13 protein-coding genes are annotated in these 18831 nt (G+C 72.8%); 9 read left to right on the top strand and 4 right to left on the bottom strand.

Annotation, left to right across the window (positions count from 1 at the left end; genetic code table 11):
• Positions 1 to 7: 7 nt before the first annotated feature.
• From dnaN to IPL61_27905, 7 genes are all read left to right on the top strand, one after another.
• Positions 8 to 1126 carry a DNA polymerase III subunit beta gene (gene dnaN, locus IPL61_27935; GenBank protein MBK9035051.1) on the top strand — a complete coding sequence of 373 codons (1119 nt, stop codon included), beginning with the start codon at positions 8 to 10 and terminating at the stop codon, positions 1124 to 1126.
• 738 nt (positions 1127 to 1864) lie between these two features.
• Positions 1865 to 2947 carry a DNA replication/repair protein RecF gene (locus IPL61_27930; GenBank protein ID MBK9035050.1) on the top strand — a complete coding sequence of 361 codons (1083 nt, stop codon included), beginning with the start codon at positions 1865 to 1867 and terminating at the stop codon, positions 2945 to 2947.
• Positions 2948 to 3047: 100 nt separating this feature from the next.
• A complete protein-coding gene (gene gyrB, locus IPL61_27925; protein MBK9035049.1) occupies positions 3048 to 5609 on the top strand; it encodes a DNA topoisomerase (ATP-hydrolyzing) subunit B in 2562 nt (853 codons plus the stop codon).
• 563 nt (positions 5610 to 6172) lie between these two features.
• On the top strand, positions 6173 to 7174 hold the full coding sequence (locus tag IPL61_27920) for a ketoacyl-ACP synthase III (GenBank protein MBK9035048.1): 1002 nt from the start codon (positions 6173 to 6175) through the stop codon (positions 7172 to 7174).
• Positions 7175 to 7863: 689 nt separating this feature from the next.
• Positions 7864 to 9072, top strand: a complete 1209-nt coding sequence (locus IPL61_27915; protein ID MBK9035047.1) for a sel1 repeat family protein — start codon at positions 7864 to 7866, stop codon at positions 9070 to 9072.
• A 706-nt stretch (positions 9073 to 9778) separates the two neighbouring features.
• The gene (locus tag IPL61_27910; GenBank protein MBK9035046.1) at positions 9779 to 10642 is read left to right on the top strand and encodes a hypothetical protein; all 864 of its coding nucleotides are present in this window, start codon (positions 9779 to 9781) and stop codon (positions 10640 to 10642) included.
• Positions 10643 to 11468: 826 nt separating this feature from the next.
• Complete coding sequence (locus tag IPL61_27905) at positions 11469 to 11882, top strand: acyl-CoA thioesterase (GenBank protein MBK9035045.1); 414 nt, start codon at positions 11469 to 11471, stop codon at positions 11880 to 11882.
• Positions 11883 to 12008: 126 nt separating this feature from the next.
• Here IPL61_27905 and IPL61_27900 read toward each other — a convergent pair whose 3' ends face one another.
• Genes IPL61_27900 through argH form a run of 3 tightly spaced genes read right to left on the bottom strand, consistent with a single transcriptional unit; the run spans position 12009 to position 15411 of the window.
• Positions 12009 to 12725, bottom strand: a complete 717-nt coding sequence (locus tag IPL61_27900) for a TlyA family RNA methyltransferase (protein ID MBK9035044.1) — start codon at positions 12723 to 12725, stop codon at positions 12009 to 12011.
• A 26-nt stretch (positions 12726 to 12751) separates the two neighbouring features.
• Positions 12752 to 14023, bottom strand: coding sequence for a diaminopimelate decarboxylase (lysA, locus tag IPL61_27895; protein MBK9035043.1), 1272 nt, complete (start codon positions 14021 to 14023; stop codon positions 12752 to 12754).
• Complete coding sequence (gene argH / locus IPL61_27890; GenBank protein MBK9035042.1) at positions 14020 to 15411, bottom strand: argininosuccinate lyase; 1392 nt, start codon at positions 15409 to 15411, stop codon at positions 14020 to 14022. The genes lysA and argH overlap by 4 nt, the downstream gene beginning before the upstream one ends.
• A gap of 43 nt (positions 15412 to 15454) precedes the next feature.
• Between argH and IPL61_27885 the strand changes: the two genes are divergently transcribed.
• Both IPL61_27885 and IPL61_27880 read left to right on the top strand, forming a co-directional pair.
• Positions 15455 to 16126, top strand: coding sequence for a dienelactone hydrolase family protein (locus tag IPL61_27885; GenBank protein MBK9035041.1), 672 nt, complete (start codon positions 15455 to 15457; stop codon positions 16124 to 16126).
• Positions 16127 to 16293: 167 nt separating this feature from the next.
• Entirely contained in the window at positions 16294 to 17748 is a 1455-nt protein-coding gene (locus IPL61_27880; GenBank protein MBK9035040.1) for a DASS family sodium-coupled anion symporter, read from the top strand.
• Between the two features lie 549 nt (positions 17749 to 18297).
• On the opposite strand, the gene IPL61_27875 is transcribed toward IPL61_27880, so the two are convergent.
• Positions 18298 to 18798 (bottom strand): CarD family transcriptional regulator, encoded by a 501-nt coding sequence (locus tag IPL61_27875; GenBank protein ID MBK9035039.1) that lies wholly within the window; start codon positions 18796 to 18798, stop codon positions 18298 to 18300.
• Between the last annotated feature and the right edge of the window lie 33 nt (positions 18799 to 18831).

Here is an 18831-nt window from a genome sequence, read left to right as displayed (position 1 = left end):
ACGCACGTTGCCTGAGGAGACCTTCATGGAGTTCCGGATCAACCAAGCCGAGTTCGTCCGCGGGCTGCGCCTGGCGCAGAGCATCGCGGACCGCAAGAGCACGATGCCGATGCTGGCCAACGTCCTCCTGCGCGTGCATGGCAAGAACAAGCTCCTGTGCGCGGCGACCGACCTCAACGTGTCGCTGTCGGCCGAGCTCAAGATCTCCGGTGGCGTCGAGGGCGGCCTGACGGTCGGCGCCAAGGCGCTCCACGACATCGTCGTCAACCTGCCCAAGGTCGACGAGATCTCGATCCGCAAGGTCGAGAACAACTGGGCCGAGATCAAGGCGGGCAAGGTCAGCTACCGCATCGTCGGCGTGCCCGACCGCGACTTCCCGAAGGTGCCCGATCACCGCGAGGCGCCGTTCGGCGAGGTCGACGCGTCGATGCTGCGCGAGATGATCGACCGGACGCTGTTCTCGGTCTGCAACGACGAGACCCGCTTCCACCTCAACGGCGTGCTGTTCGAGTCGAGCGGCACCTCGGCGCGGATGGTCTCGACCGACGGCCACCGCCTGTCGAAGGTCGACCGCAACCTGGTCGGCGCGCCCAAGCTGTCGGCCGGCGTGATCATCCCCAAGAAGGGCCTGCTCGAGATCAAGAAGGTCCTCGACGGCGCCACCACCTGCAAGCTCGCGGTCAAGACGCCGCACGTGTTCTTCGCCGTCGACGACCTCGTGCTGGCGGTCAAGCTGATCGACGCCCAGTTCCCGCCCTACGAGCAGGTCATCCCCAAGGACCACAAGCGCACCGCGGTGATCGATCGCGGCCTCCTGGCCGACGCGGTCAAGCGCGCGCAGCTCATGTCCAGCGAGGCGCGCGGCGTCAAGCTGGCGTTCTCGACCGACCACATCACGATCGCCAGCGACAACCCCGACGTCGGCGAGGTCCGCGAGGACGTCGACGCCCAGTACAACGGCGAGCCGCTGACGATCGGGTTCAACCCGAAGTACATGATCGAGCTGCTCGGCCAGATGCACTCCGACCAGGTCGCGATCGACCTCGGCGGCGAGCTCGACCCCGGCCTCCTGCGCCCGTTCACCGGCGACGACTACCTCGGCGTGATCATGCCGATGCGCATCTGAGCGCTCGAGGTTTGAGCACCGGCAGGACCCAGGCACCCGGGCCCGCGCCGAGGTTCGCGGACCACCGCCCGGCGCATCTCGGGGGCAGGCCCGACGAGGCCCGCCCGCCGTCGACCGGCTCGCGCGGCACGCTCCGCAGCGGGCTGCGCCCCGCGCCCCCCCCCCCCCCGCCCGCCCGGCCCTCCTGAGCCTCGCCGCGGCGAGCGCCAGACGCCCCCACGCATGGCCGAGTGCCGCGCGCCGCCCCCCCCGGCCGACGGCCCCGCCAGGGCCCCGGGGTGGCGCTGTGCGGGCCCGCCGACGGCCTGGGCCTCGGCGCGGCCGGCCTGAGCCCGGCGTATGTGCAAGATGAGCTTCCCGGCGTTCCGGCTGGGCCTTCGCGAGCGGGGCGCTGGCGCCGCCGAGGCGGCGCCTGGCCGGGCCTCGCGCGGTGCGCTGCTCGGGGCGGCTGGCTGCCCGGCGCAGGGCCCGCCCGGAGATCGTGAACGACCGCCTGCGCATCGCCGGCCTCGAACTCGCCCGCGACGCGATCCAGGACGCCGCGATCGGCAGGGTCGCCCGAGCCCGCGCCGGGGACCGCCCCACTGCTCTACATCCCGAAGCTCCCCGGAGTACCTCGGCGGTGGCTCACGCCCGGTGCGGCGCCCGGCCCGCGGCCGCCGCCGGGGCTGGTCCGCGCGTGGCGCGCGCGATCCGCGGCGCGTGCGCGATCGGCGCGATCGAGTACGATGACCGCTCGTGCTGGTCACCGCGCTGCACCTCCACGGCGTCCGCAACCTGGCGCCGATGCAGCTCACGCCGGGGCCGCGCTTCAACGTGTTCGCCGGCGACAACGGCCAGGGCAAGACCAACCTGCTCGAGGCGGTCTACGTGCTGGCGACCTTGCGCTCGTTCCGCACCAGCGCGCTGGCCGAGGTCATCGGCCACGGGCACGAGCGGGCGCAGCTGCGGGCCCGGGTCGTGCGGGCCGAGCTCGAGCGCCAGTACCAGGTCGTGCTCGAGCCCGCGCGCAAGACCGCGATCGTCGACGACAAGCCGGTGCGGCCGATCGCGCGCTACTTCGGGGCGTTCAACGTGGTGCTGTTCGCGCCCGAGGACCTCGCCGTGGTGCGCGGCCCGCCGGCCGACCGGCGCCGGTTCCTGGACCGCACGGTGTTCGGACGACGCGCCAGCTTCCTCGCCACCGCTCAGACCTTCGAGAAGGTGCTGCGCAGCCGCAACGCCGTGCTGCGCGGCCTGGCCGACGGCGAGCGCGGTGGCCGCGACCTCCTCGACGTCTACGACCAGCAGCTCGCGCCGCTGGCGGTCGCGATGGTCCGCGCGCGCCGCGAGCTCCTGGCCGAGCTGGCGCCGCGGTTGACCGCGGTCTACGCGGCGATCACTGGCGGGGAGCTGCCGCTCGCGGTCGTGTACCAGACCGCCGTCGCCGACGATCCCGCCGCCGTGGTCGCGCAGCTCGCGGCCGATCGACCGCGCGATCTGGCGCGCCGCTCGACGTCGACCGGGCCGCACCGCGACGACCTGGTGTTCCGGCTCGCCGATCACCTCGCGGCTGGCTTCGCGTCGCAGGGCCAGACCCGCGCGCTGGTGCTGGCGTGGAAGATCGCCGAGCTCGAGCTGCTCGCCGAGACCCACGGCGACGCGCCGCTCCTGCTCCTCGACGACGTGTCGAGCGAGCTCGACGACACGCGCAACGAGTTCCTGTTCTCGTACCTGAGCAAGCGTCCAGGTCAGTGCTTCATCACGACCACCGACGCGAGGCACGTGCGGATCACCGGTGAGCGCATCGATCGACGGGTCCAGGGCGGCGTCGTTTCCTGAGCGATCCAGCGGAGTTGGAGCACGATCGAAACAGCCCCAAGCCGCTCGTCCCAGGGGGGCTTTCGTGGTACAAATTCGGGCTCGCGGTGAGTCGACCCTGATGGCAGAACCCACAATTAATTCAGACACTTCGAATGTAGCGGCGGTGGCGGCGGCGGCGACCATTCCTCCCCCGGGGAACGGCAGCAACGGCAACTACACCGAAGCCGACATCAGCGTCCTCAAGGGCCTCGAGGCCGTGCGCAAGCGGCCCGGCATGTACATCGGCGACACCGACGATGGCACCGGCCTGCACCACCTCGTCTACGAGGTCGTCGACAACTCGGTCGACGAGGCGCTCGCCGGTCACTGCACGCACATCGAGGTGACGATCCACGTCGACAACTCGGTGACGGTGCACGACAACGGCCGCGGCATCCCGGTCGGCATGCACCCGACGGAGAACAAGCCGGCCGCCGAGCTGGTGATGACGATCCTGCACGCGGGCGGCAAGTTCAACCAGGACAACTACAAGGTCTCGGGCGGCCTCCACGGCGTCGGCGTGTCGGCGGTCAACGCGCTGTCCGACTGGCTGCGCCTCGAGATCTGGCGCGACGGCTACAGCTGGGAGCAGGAGTACGCCTGCGGCATCCCGGTGACGCCGCTGACCCGGATGGCGCCGACCACCGATCGCGGCACGGCGGTGACGTTCCACCCCGACCCGACGATCTTCAAGAACGTCATCCAGTTCAGCTACGAGCAGCTGGGCCAGAAGCTGCGCGAGCTCGCGTACCTCAACAGCGGGCTCGGCATCTCGATCCGCGACGAGCGCCACGACAAGGGCCAGGAGTTCCGGTACGAGGGCGGCATCGCCAGCTTCGTCACCGACATGAACGCCACCAACACGGTGATCCACCCCGAGGTGATCGCGTTCTGCGCCGAGCACGAGGGCGTCACCGTCGACATCGCCCTGCAGTGGAACGAGAGCTACAACGAGCAGCTCGTCTGCTTCACCAACACGATCAAGAACCGCGACGGCGGCACGCACCTGACCGGGTTCCGCCAGGCGCTGACGCGCACGATCAACAACTACGCCGGCGAGTACAAGCTGCTCGGCAAGGACGCCAAGGGCGCGACCCTGTCGGGCGAGGACCTGCGCGAGGGCCTGACGGCGGTGATCTCGGTCAAGGCGGCCGATCCGAAGTACTCGAACCAGGCCAAGGACAAGCTGGTCTCGAGCGAGGTCGCGACCGCGGTCAACGCCGTCGTCAGCGAGAAGCTGGCCGAGTACCTCGAGCGCCATCCCAAGGAAGCGCGGATGGTGATCGGCAAGGCGTCGCTGGCGGCCAAGGCCCGCGAGGCGGCGCGCAAGGCCCGCGAGATGGTCCAGCGCAAGGGCGCGCTCGAGATGACGTCGTTGCCGGGCAAGCTGGCCGACTGCCAGGAGCGCGACCCGCGCAAGTGCGAGCTGTTCATCGTCGAGGGTGAGAGCGCCGGCGGCTCGGCCAAGCAGGGGCGCGATCGCGCGTTCCAGGCGATCCTGCCGCTCAAGGGCAAGATCCTGAACGTCGAGAAGGTGCGGTTCGATCGCATGCTCGCGTCGCAGGAGATCGCGACCCTGATCACCGCGCTCGGCACCAGCGTCGGCCCGGAGAAGGACCTCTCCAAGCTCCGCTACCACCGCATCATCATCATGACGGACGCCGACGTCGACGGATCGCACATCCGGACGCTCCTGCTGACGTTCTTCTTCCGGCACTTCCACGAGCTGTTCGAGAACCCGGACCTGTTCGAGGAGCCGGACGCCGACGACCCGTCGGGCACGCGCAAGAAGCGGCACATCTACATCGCGCAGCCGCCGCTCTACAAAGTGAAGAAGGGCAAGACCGAGCGCTACCTCAAGAACGAGGACGCGATGGAGGACTTCGTCCTCGACAGCGTCTGCGGCGACACCACCGTCGCGGGGCTGCGCGCCGGCGTGGCCGAGGTGCTGACCGGCGACGCGCTCAAGCGCGCGATCAAGCGGGTCAACGAGGGCCGCCGGATGCGCGCGCTGATCGAGAAGCGCGGCGACGGCCGGATCCTGGGCGCCTTCGCCGAGGGCGGCGTGCGCGCCGACGATCTGCGCGATCAGGAGCGGGTCCAGCTCCTGGCCGCGCGCATCTCCGACGACCTGGCGCAGCGCTACCCCGAGCTGGTCGGGCTGCAGCTCGAGCCGCGGCTCGACGAGGCCCACGGCACCTGGGAGATCCGGGCGGCCGCGGGCGTCGGCGGCGTGCGGCGCGAGACGGTGATCGGGCTCGAGCTCGTGCGCTCGGCCGAGTTCACCGAGCTGCGCAAGGTCGACGAGGAGCTGCGCGGCATCCTGGCCGGGCCGTTCGCCGTGAGCTACGACGGCGGCGACCCCGCGACCATCCCGACCTTCGACGGCGTGGCCACCCACGTCGAGGAGCTCGGCCGCAAGGGCCTCCAGATCCAGCGCTACAAGGGCCTGGGCGAGATGAACGCCGAGCAGCTCTGGGAGACCACGATGGATCCGGCGCGCCGGAACCTGCTCGAGGTCTCGATCGGCGACGTGAACAACGCCAACGACATCTTCTCGACGCTGATGGGCGACATGGTCGAGCCCCGCCGCCAGTTCATCGAAGAGAACGCCCTCAACGTCCGCAACCTCGACGTCTGACCGCCGCCGGGGACAGGCTCCGGGGTCCCAACAGGTCGAGATCGCTGGGGAATTTCGGCCTACCGCGGCCGAAAAAGGGACAGGCTCCGGGGTCCCAACAGGTCGAGATCGCTGGGGAATTTCGGCCTACCGCGGCCGAAAAAGGGACAGGCTCCGGGGTCCCAACAGGTCGAGATCGCTGGTGAATTTCGGCCTACCGCGGCCGAAAGGGACAGGCCGGGGTCCCAACAGGTCGAGATCGCTGGGGAATTTCGGCCTACCGCGGCAGGATCGTGGCTGGCGAGGACAGGTTCGGCGCGCGATCCTTCTGATCGGGGACACGATCTACCCCCTCAGGGTCTCGAGATCGTTAGGCTTTTTAGGGCTACCGCGTCAGAAAGGGGGGGCAGGATCTAGGGTCCCAACCGTACGAGATCGCTGGGAAATTTAGGCCTACCGCGTCAAGATCGCGGTGCGCCGACGACAGGGGATGTCCGCGTCGGGCCGCTGTCGACCGCCGCGATCCGGTGTAGACACGTCGGCTGAGGAATCACAGCCGCGCGGTGACGCGCGAGGAGCACGAGATGAGTGAGCACCGCAGTCGCATCCTGGGGATCGGGTCCTACCTGCCGCCGCGCGTCGTCACCAACGCCGAGCTAGCGACGATGATGGAGACGACCAACGAGTGGATCGTCGAGCGCACCGGCATCGAGGAGCGCCGCTGGGTCGAGCCGGGCGAGGGCGGCAGCGACATGGCGGCGAAGGCGGCGACCGCGGCGATGGAGCGCGCGGGCGTCGGGCCCAAGGACATCGACATGCTGGTCTACGCGACGCTGTCGCCGGACTACAACTTCCCCGGCGCGGGCGTGTTCACGCAGCGCTTGCTCGGGCTGCGCGAGATCCCCTGCTACGACATCCGGCAGCAGTGCACGGGCTTCATCTACGGCCTGGCGATGGCCGACGCGTTCATCCGCTCGGGGCTGTACAAGAACATCCTGGTCATCGGCTCGGAGGTCCACTCGACGGGCCTCGACCTGACGACCCGCGGGCGCGACGTCTCGGTGCTGTTCGGCGACGGCGCCGGCGCGGTGGTGATGGGGCGCGCGACCGACGACAGGAGCCTGCTGATGTCGACCCACCTCCACGCGGACGGCACCGAGGCCGAGATCCTGTGGACCGAGGCGCCGGCGAGCCGCCACCACCCGCGCATCACCGAGGCCGACATGGCGGCGGGCAAGCACTACCCGGCGATGCAGGGCAAGAAGGTCTTCAAGCACGCGGTGACGCGCATGCCCCAGGCGATCATGGAGGGCATGGTCGCCAACGGGCTCAAGCTCGACGACATCGACATGGTGATCCCGCACCAGGCCAACCTGCGGATCAACCAGTACGTCGCGAAGATGATCGGGCTGCCCGAGCACAAGATGCACAACAACATCCAGAAGACCGGCAACACGACGGCGGCGACGATCCCGATCTGCATGAACGAGGCGATCGGGCTGGGGAAGATCAAGCCGGGTGATCTGGTGTGTCTGGTCGCATTCGGCGCGGGGTTGACCTGGGCGAGCGCGTTCTTGCGGTACTGAATCGCCGCGGCGGTGGCGGCGGCGTCGTCGATGCCGCTGGAGGCGGGCGGCGCGCGGTGGCTGGAGGCTGGAGGCGCTGGGGGTGGAGCGGGCGCCCCTCGGGCCGCGGTTCGGGGTGCCCGGCGCGACGTGAGCTGGGTGCCGCACCACGCCCGGCCGTGCGCGCCCTGCCGGGCGGTGGAACTTACGCGGCCTTCGGGACCCCGCCCACCCCTGCGCTCGCGTGGCAGGTGCGGCGGCGCGCGTGCTGCCGATCGTCAGCGGCGGAGCGGCGGGGCGCGGCGGAGCGCGTGGCGTCGGCGGTGGCGGGCCGGCGATCGGCGGTGGCGCGCGGCGAGCGTGGCGTCGGCGGCGTGGCTCGCAGGTTGTGGAGGAGGCGCGACGTGGAGGTGATGGACGCGGGATTGTTGGGGTGGGGGCGGCGCGTGGCGTCGGCGTGGCGTCGGCGCGTGGCGTCGGCTCGCAAGGTGTGGAGGAGGCGCGACGTGGAGGCGATGGACGCGGGATTGTTGGGGTGGGGGCGGCGCGTGGCGTCGGCGTGGCGTCGGCGCGTGGCGTCGGCGCGTGGCGTCGGCTCGCAAGGTGTGGAGGAGGCGCGACGCGGAGGGCGGAGGCGGGCGGTATGGCGCGGGGCGCGGCGGCTGCGATGCGCTGATCGAGGTGTCGAGTGGATCGGATAGGATGCGAGGATGTGGCGCTGGATCGCGATCGCGGCGGTGGGGTGTGGAGGCAGTCAGCGCGAGCTGGTGCCGCTGCGGCTGAGCGACGAGGCGCCGGCGGATGGCGCAGCGCAAGAGACGGCCTGCGACGCGGGCAACGGCCGCGCGTGCGTCGCGGTGGCGCAGCGATTCTATCGAGCGGAGGGCGTGGATCGCGACGACGCGGCCGCGCGTCGGTGGTTCGCGCGCGCGTGTCAGGTCGGCGCCAGCGAGGGCTGCGCGTGGCAGGGCGTGATGATGATGAACGGCGAGGGCGGGCCGCGCGACGCGGTGGCGGCGGTGCACCTGCTGCGCCCGACCTGCAGCGGCGGCATGGCGCGCGCGTGCGTGGCGGTCGAGCTCCTGAGCTACCAGGGCGCGGGCGGGCTCGATCGCGACGTCGCCGGCGCGCTGCACCAGCTCGACGGCCGCTGTATCGCCAACGACGGGCTGGCGTGTGGGTTTCTGGCAGGGCTGTGGCTCACCGACGCCGCGCTCGGCGACGACACGCAAGCGGCGGCGTACGCGCGCCGCGGCTGCGATCTCGACGACGCGATGGCCTGTCACCTGCTCGGGCTGATCACCTACGACGGCGTCGGCGTGACCGCGGATCACGCCGAGGGGTTCGAGCACTTCGCGCGCGCGTGCGAGCTGGGCTGGGGCGAGGCGTGCGCGACGTACGGCACGAGCCTGTACGAGGGCCACAACATCACCGCCGATCCGGCGCGGGGCCTGGCGACGCTGCGGCGCGGCTGCGCGCTGGCGAGCTTCCCGGCCTGTCGCGTGCTGGCCGCGGCGCTCCAGACCACCGCGCCCGCCGAGGCGATCGCGCCCGCGACCCGCGCGTGCGCCGGCGGCGACGCCGGTGGCTGCGCGGTGCTTGGTGTGAGCTACGCCGAAGCCCTCGGCGTGCCGCGCGACCTGGCGCGCGCAAACGACCTGTTCCGGTCCGCGTGCGATCGCGCCGAGGGTGAGTCGGCGGCGGGCGGCTGCTACCACCTCGGCGTGAGCTACGCCGACGGGCGCGGCGTCGCGGTCGATCCGGCCGCGGCGCAGCCGCTGCTGCAGACCGCGTGCGACCACGACTGGGGCGAGGCCTGCGCTCGCCTGGCCGACCTCGTCGCCGATCCCGCGCGGGCCGCGTCGCTGCGTGCCCGCGCCTGTGCGCTCGGCGTGGCGTGTCCCGGCTCGGTGCCATGACGCGCGGCGCGCGGCGCTTGATCGCGCGCGCGCTGGGCGTGGCGTGTGCCGGCTGGTGCCATGACGCGCGGCGCGCGGCGCTTGATCGCGCGCGCGCTGGGCGTGGCGTGTGCGTGCGCGGTGCGCTGACGGTCGGCGCGCGGCGCTTGATCGCGCGCGCGCGTGCGCTCGGCGTGGCGTGTCCGGTGCCATGACGCGCGGCGTGCGGGGCTTGATCGCGCGCGCGTGTGCGCTCGGCGCGGCGTGTCCCGGCGCGGTGCCATGATGCGCGGCGTGCGGGGCTTGATCGCGCGCGCGTGTGCGCTCGGCGTGGCGAGATCGCGCGCGTGTACGCGCGGCGCGGCGTGTCCCGGCTCGGCGCCATGAGGCGCGGCGTGCGGGGCTTGATCGCGCGTGTGTGCGCGCGGCGTGGCGAGGTCGCGCGCGTGTACGCGCGGCGTCGCGAGGGCCGGCTCGGCGCCATGAGGCGCGGCGTGCGGGGCTTGATCGCGCGTGTGTGCGCGCGGCGTGGCGAGGTCGCGCGCGTGTACGCGCGGCGTCGCGAGGGCCGGCTCGGCGCCATGACGCGCGGCGTGGCGAGATCGCGCGCGTGTACGCGCGGCGTCGCGAGGGCCGGCTCGGCGCCATGAGGCGCGGCGTACAAGTCTTGATCGCGCCTGCGTGCGCGCGGCGTCGCGAGGGCCGGATCGGTGCGATGATGCGCGGCGTGCGGATCCTCCTCGCGCTCGCGCTCCTCCTCGCGCTCGTCCCTGTGATCGGGTGTGGCAACCCGGGCTCGACCATCGTGACCCAGGTCGGCGAGGACTCGTGGCGCACCCTCAAGCCGACCGACGTGCAGGTCCGGCTCGGTGAGCTCGACAGCGGCGAGCTGGCGCTGGCCCGCAAGGACCAGGTCATCGCCCACGGCCCCGTCACGGTCGGCACGACGCTGCCCGTGACCATCGACGACCTCGCCTGCGCGGTGCTGGTGCGCAACACCTTCGAGGGCACCGCCAGCGGCTACCGGCCCAGCATGAACCGCGAGCCCGGCCAGCCCGCCCCCCACAACCGCGATCGTGTGAACACGACGCTGCGCGGGCTCACGCTCGAGCTGCGCTGCGCCGACGCGCCGGTGCCTGGCACCGACGCCAGCCTGCGCGGGGCCCGCTCGCTGCCGAGCCTGCCGTGGGGCCTGCCCGGGCTGATCCTCGGCCTCATCTGCGGGCTCCTCGCGCGCCCGCAGAACCGCGACGGGCGCCGCATGGAGAAGGCGGGCACCTTCGGCATCCTCAGCCTGATCGCCGCCGGCGTGTGCGCCAAGGCGATGCTCGACGACGCGTACATCGTGACCTACGGCGTCCTGTTCGCCGCCTGGGCCATCGCCGGCATCGTCGGCGGCCGCCTCGCCGAGCCCCGCGGGCGCCACACCGCCGCGGCGTTCACGATCACCGCCCTGCTCGTGCCCTTCGCCTTCACGCTCCTCTGGCCGCTCTGGACCATCGGCGCGCCGATCGTCGCACTGCTCGCCGGCGCCGCCCTCGCGCTCACCGCCCTCGTCATCGCTGTCTCGATCAAGCCCACCTACGGCTGATCGCCAGCACCCCACCGCGCCCACCGCCGCGCATCGCGTTCCGCCGCCGGCGCACCGTCGGTCAACGTGCCGCGGCCGGCGCACCGCCGGGGGGCACCGAGCGCAGGGGTGGACGGGGTCCCGAAGGCCGCGTAATTTCCACTGCCCGGTGGGGGCACCACGAGGGGGCGTGGTGCGGCAGTCCGCCCGCGTCGAGCCGGGTCCCCCGAACCGCGGCCCGAGGGACGCCCGCTCCACCCCTGCGGCCCCCCGCCACTCTCGCCACTACCCACGCGCCCCACGCGCCCACGCACCCACGCGCCCACGCGCCCCACGCGCCCCACCGCCGCGCATCGCGTTCCGCCGCCGGCGCACCGTCGGTCAACGTGCCGCGGCCGGCGCACCGCCGGGGGGCACCGAGCGCAGGGGTGGACGGGGTCCCGAAGGCCGCGTAATTTCCACTGCCCGGTGGGGGCACCACGAGGGGGCGTGGTGCGGCAGTCCACCCGCGTTGAGCCGGGTCCCCCGAACCGCGGCCCGAGGGACGCCCGCTCCCACCCCCAGCGGCCCCCCGCCACTCTCGCCACGCGCCCTACGCGCCCCACGCGCCCCACGCGCCCCACGCGCCCCACGCGCCCCACGCGCCCCACGCGCCCCACGCGCCCCACGCGCCCCACGCGCCCCACGCCAATCCACGCGCCCCACGCCAATCGCCACGCGCCCCACGCGCCTCACGCGCCAATCGCCACGCGCCCCACGCACCCGCCGCCGCTTGACCCCGGCCCTATCCCTCGTCGTAGCCTGCGCGGATGCCACGCCCCCCTCGTCCCCACTCGCCGGCCCGCCCGTGAGACACGCCCTCACCGTCGTCGCGCAGCCCGAGGACATCGACGACCTCGGCCACGTCTCGAACCAGGTGTACCTGCGCTGGGTCCTCGACATCGCGGTCGCGCACTCGACCGTGCTCGGCTGGGACGCCGCTGCGTACCAGCGCCTCGGCGCCGGCTGGGTCGTCCGGCGCCACGAGCTCGACTACCTCGCCCAGGTCCGGGTCGGCGACGAGGTCACGATCGAGACCTGGGTCGACACCTGGAAGGGCGTGTCGTGTGTCCGCCGCACCGCGATGCGGCGCGCGCGCGACGGCGCCGAGGTGCTGCGCGCGGCGACCACGTGGGCGTTCATCGACTTCACCAGCGGGCGGCCGCGCAAGATCCCCGACGAGATCCGCGCGCTGTTCGCCGACGCCATCGTCGCCGGCTGATCAACCTCGCGACCTGCGGCAGCCGGCGCGCCGCGAGGTGGCCGGCCGACCCCGGCCTCCAGAAGCCGGCGCGCCACGAGGTGGCCGGCCGACCCCGGCCTCCGGATGCCGCCGCGCCGCGCGCCCTTACGGGGTCCGCAGCAGCAGCAGGTACTCGACGTTGCCGGCCGGGCCGGTGATCGGCGACTCGACCGCCTCGCCGACGTCGAACCCGCGGGCCCGGGCCCAGTCGGCCACCTTGGCGATCGCGCCCGCGCGCGCCTCGGGGTCGCGCACCACGCCGCCCTTGCCGACCAGCTCGCGCCCGACCTCGAACTGCGGCTTGACCAGCGCGACGATCGGCTTGCCCGGCGGCGGTCGCAGGAGCTCGACCACCCGCGGCAGCACCAGCGTCAGCGAGATGAACGACACGTCGATCACCGCCAGGTCGCCCGGCTCGGGCACGCGCTCGACCTCGAGCTCGCGCACGTTGACGCGCTCGAGCACGACCACCCGCGGATCGTTGCGCAGCGACCATGCGAGCTGGCCGTAGCCGACGTCGATCGCGTAGACCCGCGCCGCGCCGCGCCGCAAGAGCACGTCCGTGAAGCCGCCGGTCGACGCGCCGATGTCGAGCGCGACCCGGTCGCGCGGATCGATCCCGAACGCGTCGAGGCCCTTGACCAGCTTGAGCGCGCCCCGCGACACGTACGGGTGATCGTCCTCGCGCAGCACGATCGCCGCGTCGACCGGGTAGCGATCGCCGGACTTGCGCGCGGCGACGCCGCCGACCTCGACCTTGCCGGCCAGGATGATCGCCTGGGCCCGGGCCCGGCTCGGCGCCAGGCCGCGCGCGACCAGCAGGTTGTCGAGGCGGTCCTTGGCGACGCTCACGAGAACGGGCGTTCGCCGACCAGCAGGTGCGCCACGGTCTCGCGCTCGCGGATGATGCGCCAGCGCGGGCCGTCGACCATGACCTCGGCCGCGCGCGGCCGGGTGTTGTAGTTCGACGACATCGTGAAGCCGTAGGCGCCGGCCGCGCCGATCGCCAGCAGGTCGCCCTGCTGCATCGCCGGCAGGGCGCGATCGCGCGCCAGGAAGTCGCCGGTCTCGCAGATCGGCCCGACGACGTCGGTGATCTGGACCGCGGCGCCGCGCTTGAGCACCGGCCGCATCGGGTGGTGGCTGCCGTAGAACGACGGCCGCAGCAGATCGTTCATCGCCGCGTCGACGATCGTGAAGTGCTTGCCCTCGCCCGGCTTGCGGTAGAGCACGCGGGTCAGGAGCGAGCCGGCCGGGCCCACGATCGAGCGCCCGGGCTCGATCAGCAGCTTGAACGGCATCGTGCCCAGCCCGGCCAGCGCGGCCTTGACCGCGGCGCCGTACTCGCCGTGGCTCGGCGGCTGCACGTCGCCGTCCTGGCCGTAGTCGATGCCGAGCCCGCCGCCGATGTCGATCAGCTCGAGCTCGATGCCGTCCTTGGCCAGGCCGAGCACCAGCGCGCACAGCCGATCGATCGCGTCGGCGAACGGCGCGGTCTTGGTCAGCTGGCTGCCGATGTGGCAGTCGATGCCGCGCAGGAGCAGGTTGGGCATACCGGCCGCGCGCCGGAAGACGTCGCGGGCCTGCTCGGCGGCGACGCCGAACTTGTTCTGCTTCAGGCCGGTCGAGATGTACGGGTGGGTCTGGGCGTCGACGTCGGGGTTGACGCGGATCGACACCGGCGCGACCACGCCGGCGGCGCGGGCGATCCGATCGATCGCGACCAGCTCCTCGACCGACTCGACGTTGAACGCCAGGATGCCGGCGCCGAGCGCGGCCTTGATCTCGGCGTCGGTCTTGCCGACGCCCGAGAACACCACCTTGCCGGGATCGCCGCCGGCGCGCTGCCAGCGGTACAGCTCGCCGGCCGAGACGATGTCGGCGCCGGCGCCCTGCTCGATGAGCACGCTCAGCACGCCCAGGGACGAGTTGGCCTTGACGCTGTAGCAGATCAGGTGGTCGACGCCGGCCAGCGCGTCGTCGTACGCGGCGTACGCGCTGGTGATCGCGCGCTTGCTGTAGACGTAGGTCGGCGTGCCGACCTCGGTGGCGATCGCGGTCAGCGGCACGTCCTCGCAGTGGAGGGCGTCGTCCTGGTAGTGAAACGGTGCTCGGGTCACGGTTGGGCTCCCAGCGCGGCTCGGAGCCGTGCGATCTCGGATGCGATGCGGGTCCGGGCCGGGCCGCCCACGACGTCGCGGCGATCGATCGCGCGCGCCGGGTCGAGCCAGTCGGAGACGTCGGCGTCGAAGCGCGGGTCGGCCGCGCGCAGCTCGGCCAGCGACAGCTCGGCCAGCTCGCGGCCGGCCGCGACCGCGGTGCGCACCAGGCCGCCGGCGATGTCATGGGCGTCGCGGAACGCGGCGCCCTTCCAGACCAGGTAGTCGGCCAGCTCGGTCGCCACCAGGTAGCCGCGATCGACCGCGGCCCGCAGCACCGCGACGTCGAGCTCGAGCGACTCGATCATGCCGGCGGCGACCTCGAGCACGGCGGTCGTGGTCTCGACCGCGTCGTAGAGCGGCTCCTGGGTCTCTTGCAGGTCCTTGTTGTAGGCCAGCGGCAGGCCCTTGACCACCGTCATCAGCGTGACCCACGCGCCGATCACGCGGCCGACCTTGGCGCGCAGCAGCTCGGCGAGGTCGGGGTTCTTCTTCTGCGGCATCAGCGAGCTGCCCGAGCACCACGCGTCCGACAGGCGCGCGAACCCGAACTCCTGCGAGGTCCACAGGACCAGCTCCTCGCCCAGCCGCGACAGGTGCACGCCGATCAGCGCGCACGCCGCGACCAGCTCGATCGCGAAGTCGCGATCGCCGACGGCGTCGAGGCTGTTGCGGGTGATCGCCGGCAGCCCGAGCGCCCGCGCCACCGCCTCGCGATCGATCGGGAACGTGGTCGCGGCCAGCGCGCCCGAGCCCAGCGGCGACACCGCGGCCCGGCCCCCGGCGTCGGCCAGGCGCGCGCGATCGCGGGCCATCATCTCGACGTACGCGAGGAAGTGGTGGGCCGCGCGGATCGGCTGGGCCCGCTGGAGGTGGGTGTAGCCGGGCATGAGCGTGTCGAGGTGGCGCTCGGCCTGGGCCACCAGCGCGCGCTGCAGCCGAAGGCAGCGCGCGTCGAGGTCGGCGACCGCGGCCCGGGCGTACAGCCGCAGATCGAGCGCGACCTGATCGTTGCGGCTGCGGCCGGTGTGGAGGCGCCGGCCGGCGTCGCCGATCGCGTCGATCAGCCGGGCCTCGACGTTCATGTGCACGTCCTCGAGGGCCGGGTCCCACGGGACCGCGCCCGACGCGAGCTGGTCGCGCACCGTGGCCAGGCCGGTGGCGATCGCGTCGGCGTCGGCCTCGGTCAGGACGCCGACCGCGGCCAGCATGCGCGCGTGGGCGGTCGAGCCGGCGACGTCGTGGGGCAGGAGCCGCTGGTCGAAGTCGACCGAGGCGTTCATCGCCTGGGCCGCGTCGGCCAGGCCGCCCTCGAACCGACGGCTGCGCGCGCCCTTGGTACCGCTCATGGCGCGCAGTATAAACACGGCCCCACCGATCGAGGAGCCACAGATGATCGAGAGAGTCACCTTCCCGTCCGCCACTGGCGAGACCGCCTCAGGCGCCCTGGCCGTCCCCGCCGACGCCGCGCGCGCGCCCGCGGTGATCGTGGTCCACGAGTGGTGGGGCCTCACCGATCAGATCGAGCGCACCGCCGAGCGCCTGGCCGAGGCCGGGTTCGTCGCGCTCGCGGTCGATCTGTACCGGGGCACCGTCAGCCGCGATCCAGCCGAGGCCCAGCGCCTGATGACCGAGCTGCCGCGGGAGCGCAGCCTCGCGGATCTCCGCGGCGCGGTCGCGTACCTGCACGACCACCCGCGCTCGACCGGCAAGGTCGCGATCACGGGCTTCTGCATGGGTGGCGCCTACGCGTTCGCGGCCGCGTGCTTCGTGCGCGGGCTGTCGGCCGCGGTGCCGTTCTACGGCATCCCGCCGGCCCCCGACTGGAGCCAGGTCGACGTGCCGATCCTCGCGCACGTCGCCTCCCGCGACGGCTGGGTCACGCCGGCCGCGGCCGAGAAGATCCAGGAGACCCTCGCGGCGCTCGGCAAGCGCATGGACCTGAACGTCTACGACGCCGACCACGCGTTCATGAACGAGCAGCGGCCCGAGGTCTACAGCGCCGAGGACGCCCGGGTCGCCTGGGATCGCACGATCGACTTCCTGCGCGCGCACACCGCCTAGGAACCCGTTCGACCGCGCGGCCGCCGTCGCCGCGCGGTCGCCGGTCCACGGCGTGCGCGCCGCCCGAATCCCCGATGCGGACGCCGCCGTCCCCTGGACGCGCGGCACGGCATTGCCACACGGCTCCGATCTGGCCGCCCCGCGGATCGATGCGGTAGCGTCGCGCGGTGACCGACGAGCTGACCGAGCCCCTCGCTGATGACGTCCCGGGGGCCCGGTTCGAGCGCCGCAAGCGCCAGGTCGGCCTGGTGGTCGGCCCGCTCGCGGCCGGCCTCGTCGCGCTGCTCGATCGCCACGGCCCCGCGCCCGGGCTGACCGGGTTGATGACCCTGGCGGTGGCGTGGTGGTTGACCGAGGCGCTGCCGGCGGCGGCGGTGGCGCTGGTGGTGGCGGCGCTGGCGGTGGTGTTCGACCTGGCGCCGCCCAAGGTCGCGTTCGCGGCGTTCGGCTCGCCGCTGCTGTTCCTGTTCGTCGGCGCGTTCTTCGTGGCCGAGGCGATGAAGGTCAACGGGCTCGGCGACCGCGCGGCCGCGACGGCGAGCCGCCTGGCGCGCGGGCCGCGGTCGCTGCTGGTGGCGCTGTCGGCGGCGGCGTTCGGGCTCTCGGCGATCATGTCGAACTCGGCGGCGACCGCGATCCTCTTGCCAGTCGCGCTGGCCGCCAGCGCCAAGGCCTCGCGGCGCTACCAGGCCGCGATGGTGCTGGCGATCGCCTGGGCCGCGTCGATGGGCGGGCTGGCGACGCCGGTCGGCACGCCGCCGAACCTGATCGGCATCGGCCAGCTCCGCACCGCCGGGGTCGAGATCGGCTTCGGCCAGTGGCTGGCGATCGGCCTGCCGATCGGCGCCGCGATGCTGGTGGCGATGTGGCTCGTGCTGTTCGGGCTGTTCCGCCTGCGTGACGAGACGATGGAGCTGACCCACGCGGCGCAGCCCCGGTGGCGCCGGGGCGAGATCTCGATCGCGGTGGCGCTGGCGCTGGCGCTGGCGGGCTGGCTCGCGCCGAGCACGCTCGCCTTGGTCGCGCCGGGCAGCGCCGCCGCGCACTGGATCAAGGGCCACCTCACCGAGGAGGTGGTCGCGCTGCTCGCGGGCGTGTCGCTGTTCGTGCTGCCCGGCGGCGCCGGACCGGTCCGGCGGCCGGCGTTGACCTGGGCCGAGGCCACCCGGATCGACTGGGGCGTCATTCTGCTGTTCGGCGGAGGCATCCTGCTCGGCGAGCTGGCCCGCACCACCGGCCTGACGAACGCCTGGGGCCGCACGCTGGTGGCGTGGACCGGGGCCGAGTCGACCTGGGTGGTCGTGGCGATGTGCATCGCCGTGTCGATCGCGCTGTCGGAGGCCACCAGCAACACCGCGACCGCGACCTTGATGGCGCCGCTGGCGATCGGGCTCGCGGACGCCACCGGTACTTCGCCTGTGCCCGCGGTGCTGGGCGCGACCATCGGCGCGTCGTTCGGCTTCATGATGCCGATCTCGACCGCGCCCAACGCCCTGGCCTACGGCAGCGGTCGGGTGACGATCGGCCAGATGATGCGGACCGGGATCGTCTTCGACCTCGTCGGCTTCGGCGTCGTCTGGCTCGGGCTCCGCTTGCGCCTGCCGCTGCTCGGCTGGGCGTGACGCGGCGCCCAGCGACCTCGTCGGCTTCGGCGTCGTCTGGCTCGGGTACCGCCTGCGCCTGCCGCTGCTCGGCTGGGCGTGACGCGGCGCCCAGCGACCTCGTCGGCTTCGGCGTCGTCTGGCTCGGGCACCGCCTGCGCCTGCCGCTGCTCGGCTGGGCGTGACGCGGCGCCCAGCGACCTCGTCGGCTTCGGCGTCGTCTGGCTCGGCTCCGCTTGCGCCTGCCGCTGCTCGGCTGGGCGTGACGCGGCGCCCAGCGACCTCGTCGGCTTCGGCGTCGTCTGGCTCGGGCTCCGCTTGCGCCTGCCGCTGCTCGGCTGGGCGTGACGCGGCGCCCAGCGACCTCGTCGGCTTCGGCGTCGTCTGGCTCGGGCTCCGCCTGCGCCTGCCGCTGCTCGGCAGGCGTCGCCCAGCTTCTTGAAGATCGGCCGATCGTCATGGTGACGCGCGGCGGCGCCGCACGCGTCCGTCGGGCGTGACGCGCTGGCCGCCGACACGCTGATGCGCGGCGGCAGGACTCGGTGACAGGTCGTCGCAGGCGACCGCGGGCTACGCGGCGGCCTTCGAGAACAACGCGTCGACCTCTGCCGCGACCTTGTCCTCGGGCGAGCCCTTGGCGATCGCGATCTCCTTCACCAGGAGCGAACGGGCGGTCTCGAGCATCCGGCGCTCGCCGAACGACAGGTCCTTGGTCGCCCGGAGCACGCACAGATCGCGCAGCACCTCGGCGATCTCGAACACGCTGCCGGTCTTGATCTTTTCCATGTACTCGCGGTACCGGCGGTTCCACGTCTGGGTGTCGCGCGGCACGTCCCGTGACTTCAAGATCGCGTAGACCTCTTTGACCTGCTTGGACGCGATGAGCTCGCGGAGGCCCACGGCGCCGGCGTTGGCCTCTGGCACCATGATCTTGAGGCCTGTCTCAAGGATCTTGAGGATGTAGACGCTCGTCTGGGCACCGCCGATGTCGCGCTTTTCAAACGCCACGACCTCGGCCACACCGTGGACCGGGTAGACCGCCTTGTCTCCAACCTGAAACTGTTGCTTCAAAGTAGACCTCGGGTCACCGATCCGTACGCGAGT

The sequence above is a fragment of the Myxococcales bacterium genome (assembly GCA_016717005.1).
In the GTDB taxonomy this organism is placed as follows: Bacteria; Myxococcota_A; Polyangia; order Haliangiales; family Haliangiaceae; genus UBA2376.
Note: the sequence above shows the minus strand (reverse complement) of the source record. Positions and strands in the feature narration are given on the sequence as shown.

Excerpts from the sequence above, each read along its gene's own strand:
- IPL61_27920 (MBK9035048.1), top strand. The coding sequence starts at position 6,173 with ATGAGTGAGCACCGCAGTCGCATCCTGGGGATCGGGTCCTACCTGCCG.
- gyrB (MBK9035049.1), top strand. The coding sequence starts at position 3,048 with ATGGCAGAACCCACAATTAATTCAGACACTTCGAATGTAGCGGCGGTG.
- IPL61_27915 (MBK9035047.1), top strand. The coding sequence starts at position 7,864 with ATGTGGCGCTGGATCGCGATCGCGGCGGTGGGGTGTGGAGGCAGTCAG.
- argH (MBK9035042.1), bottom strand. The coding sequence starts at position 15,411 with ATGAGCGGTACCAAGGGCGCGCGCAGCCGTCGGTTCGAGGGCGGCCTG.
- IPL61_27885 (MBK9035041.1), top strand. The coding sequence starts at position 15,455 with ATGATCGAGAGAGTCACCTTCCCGTCCGCCACTGGCGAGACCGCCTCA.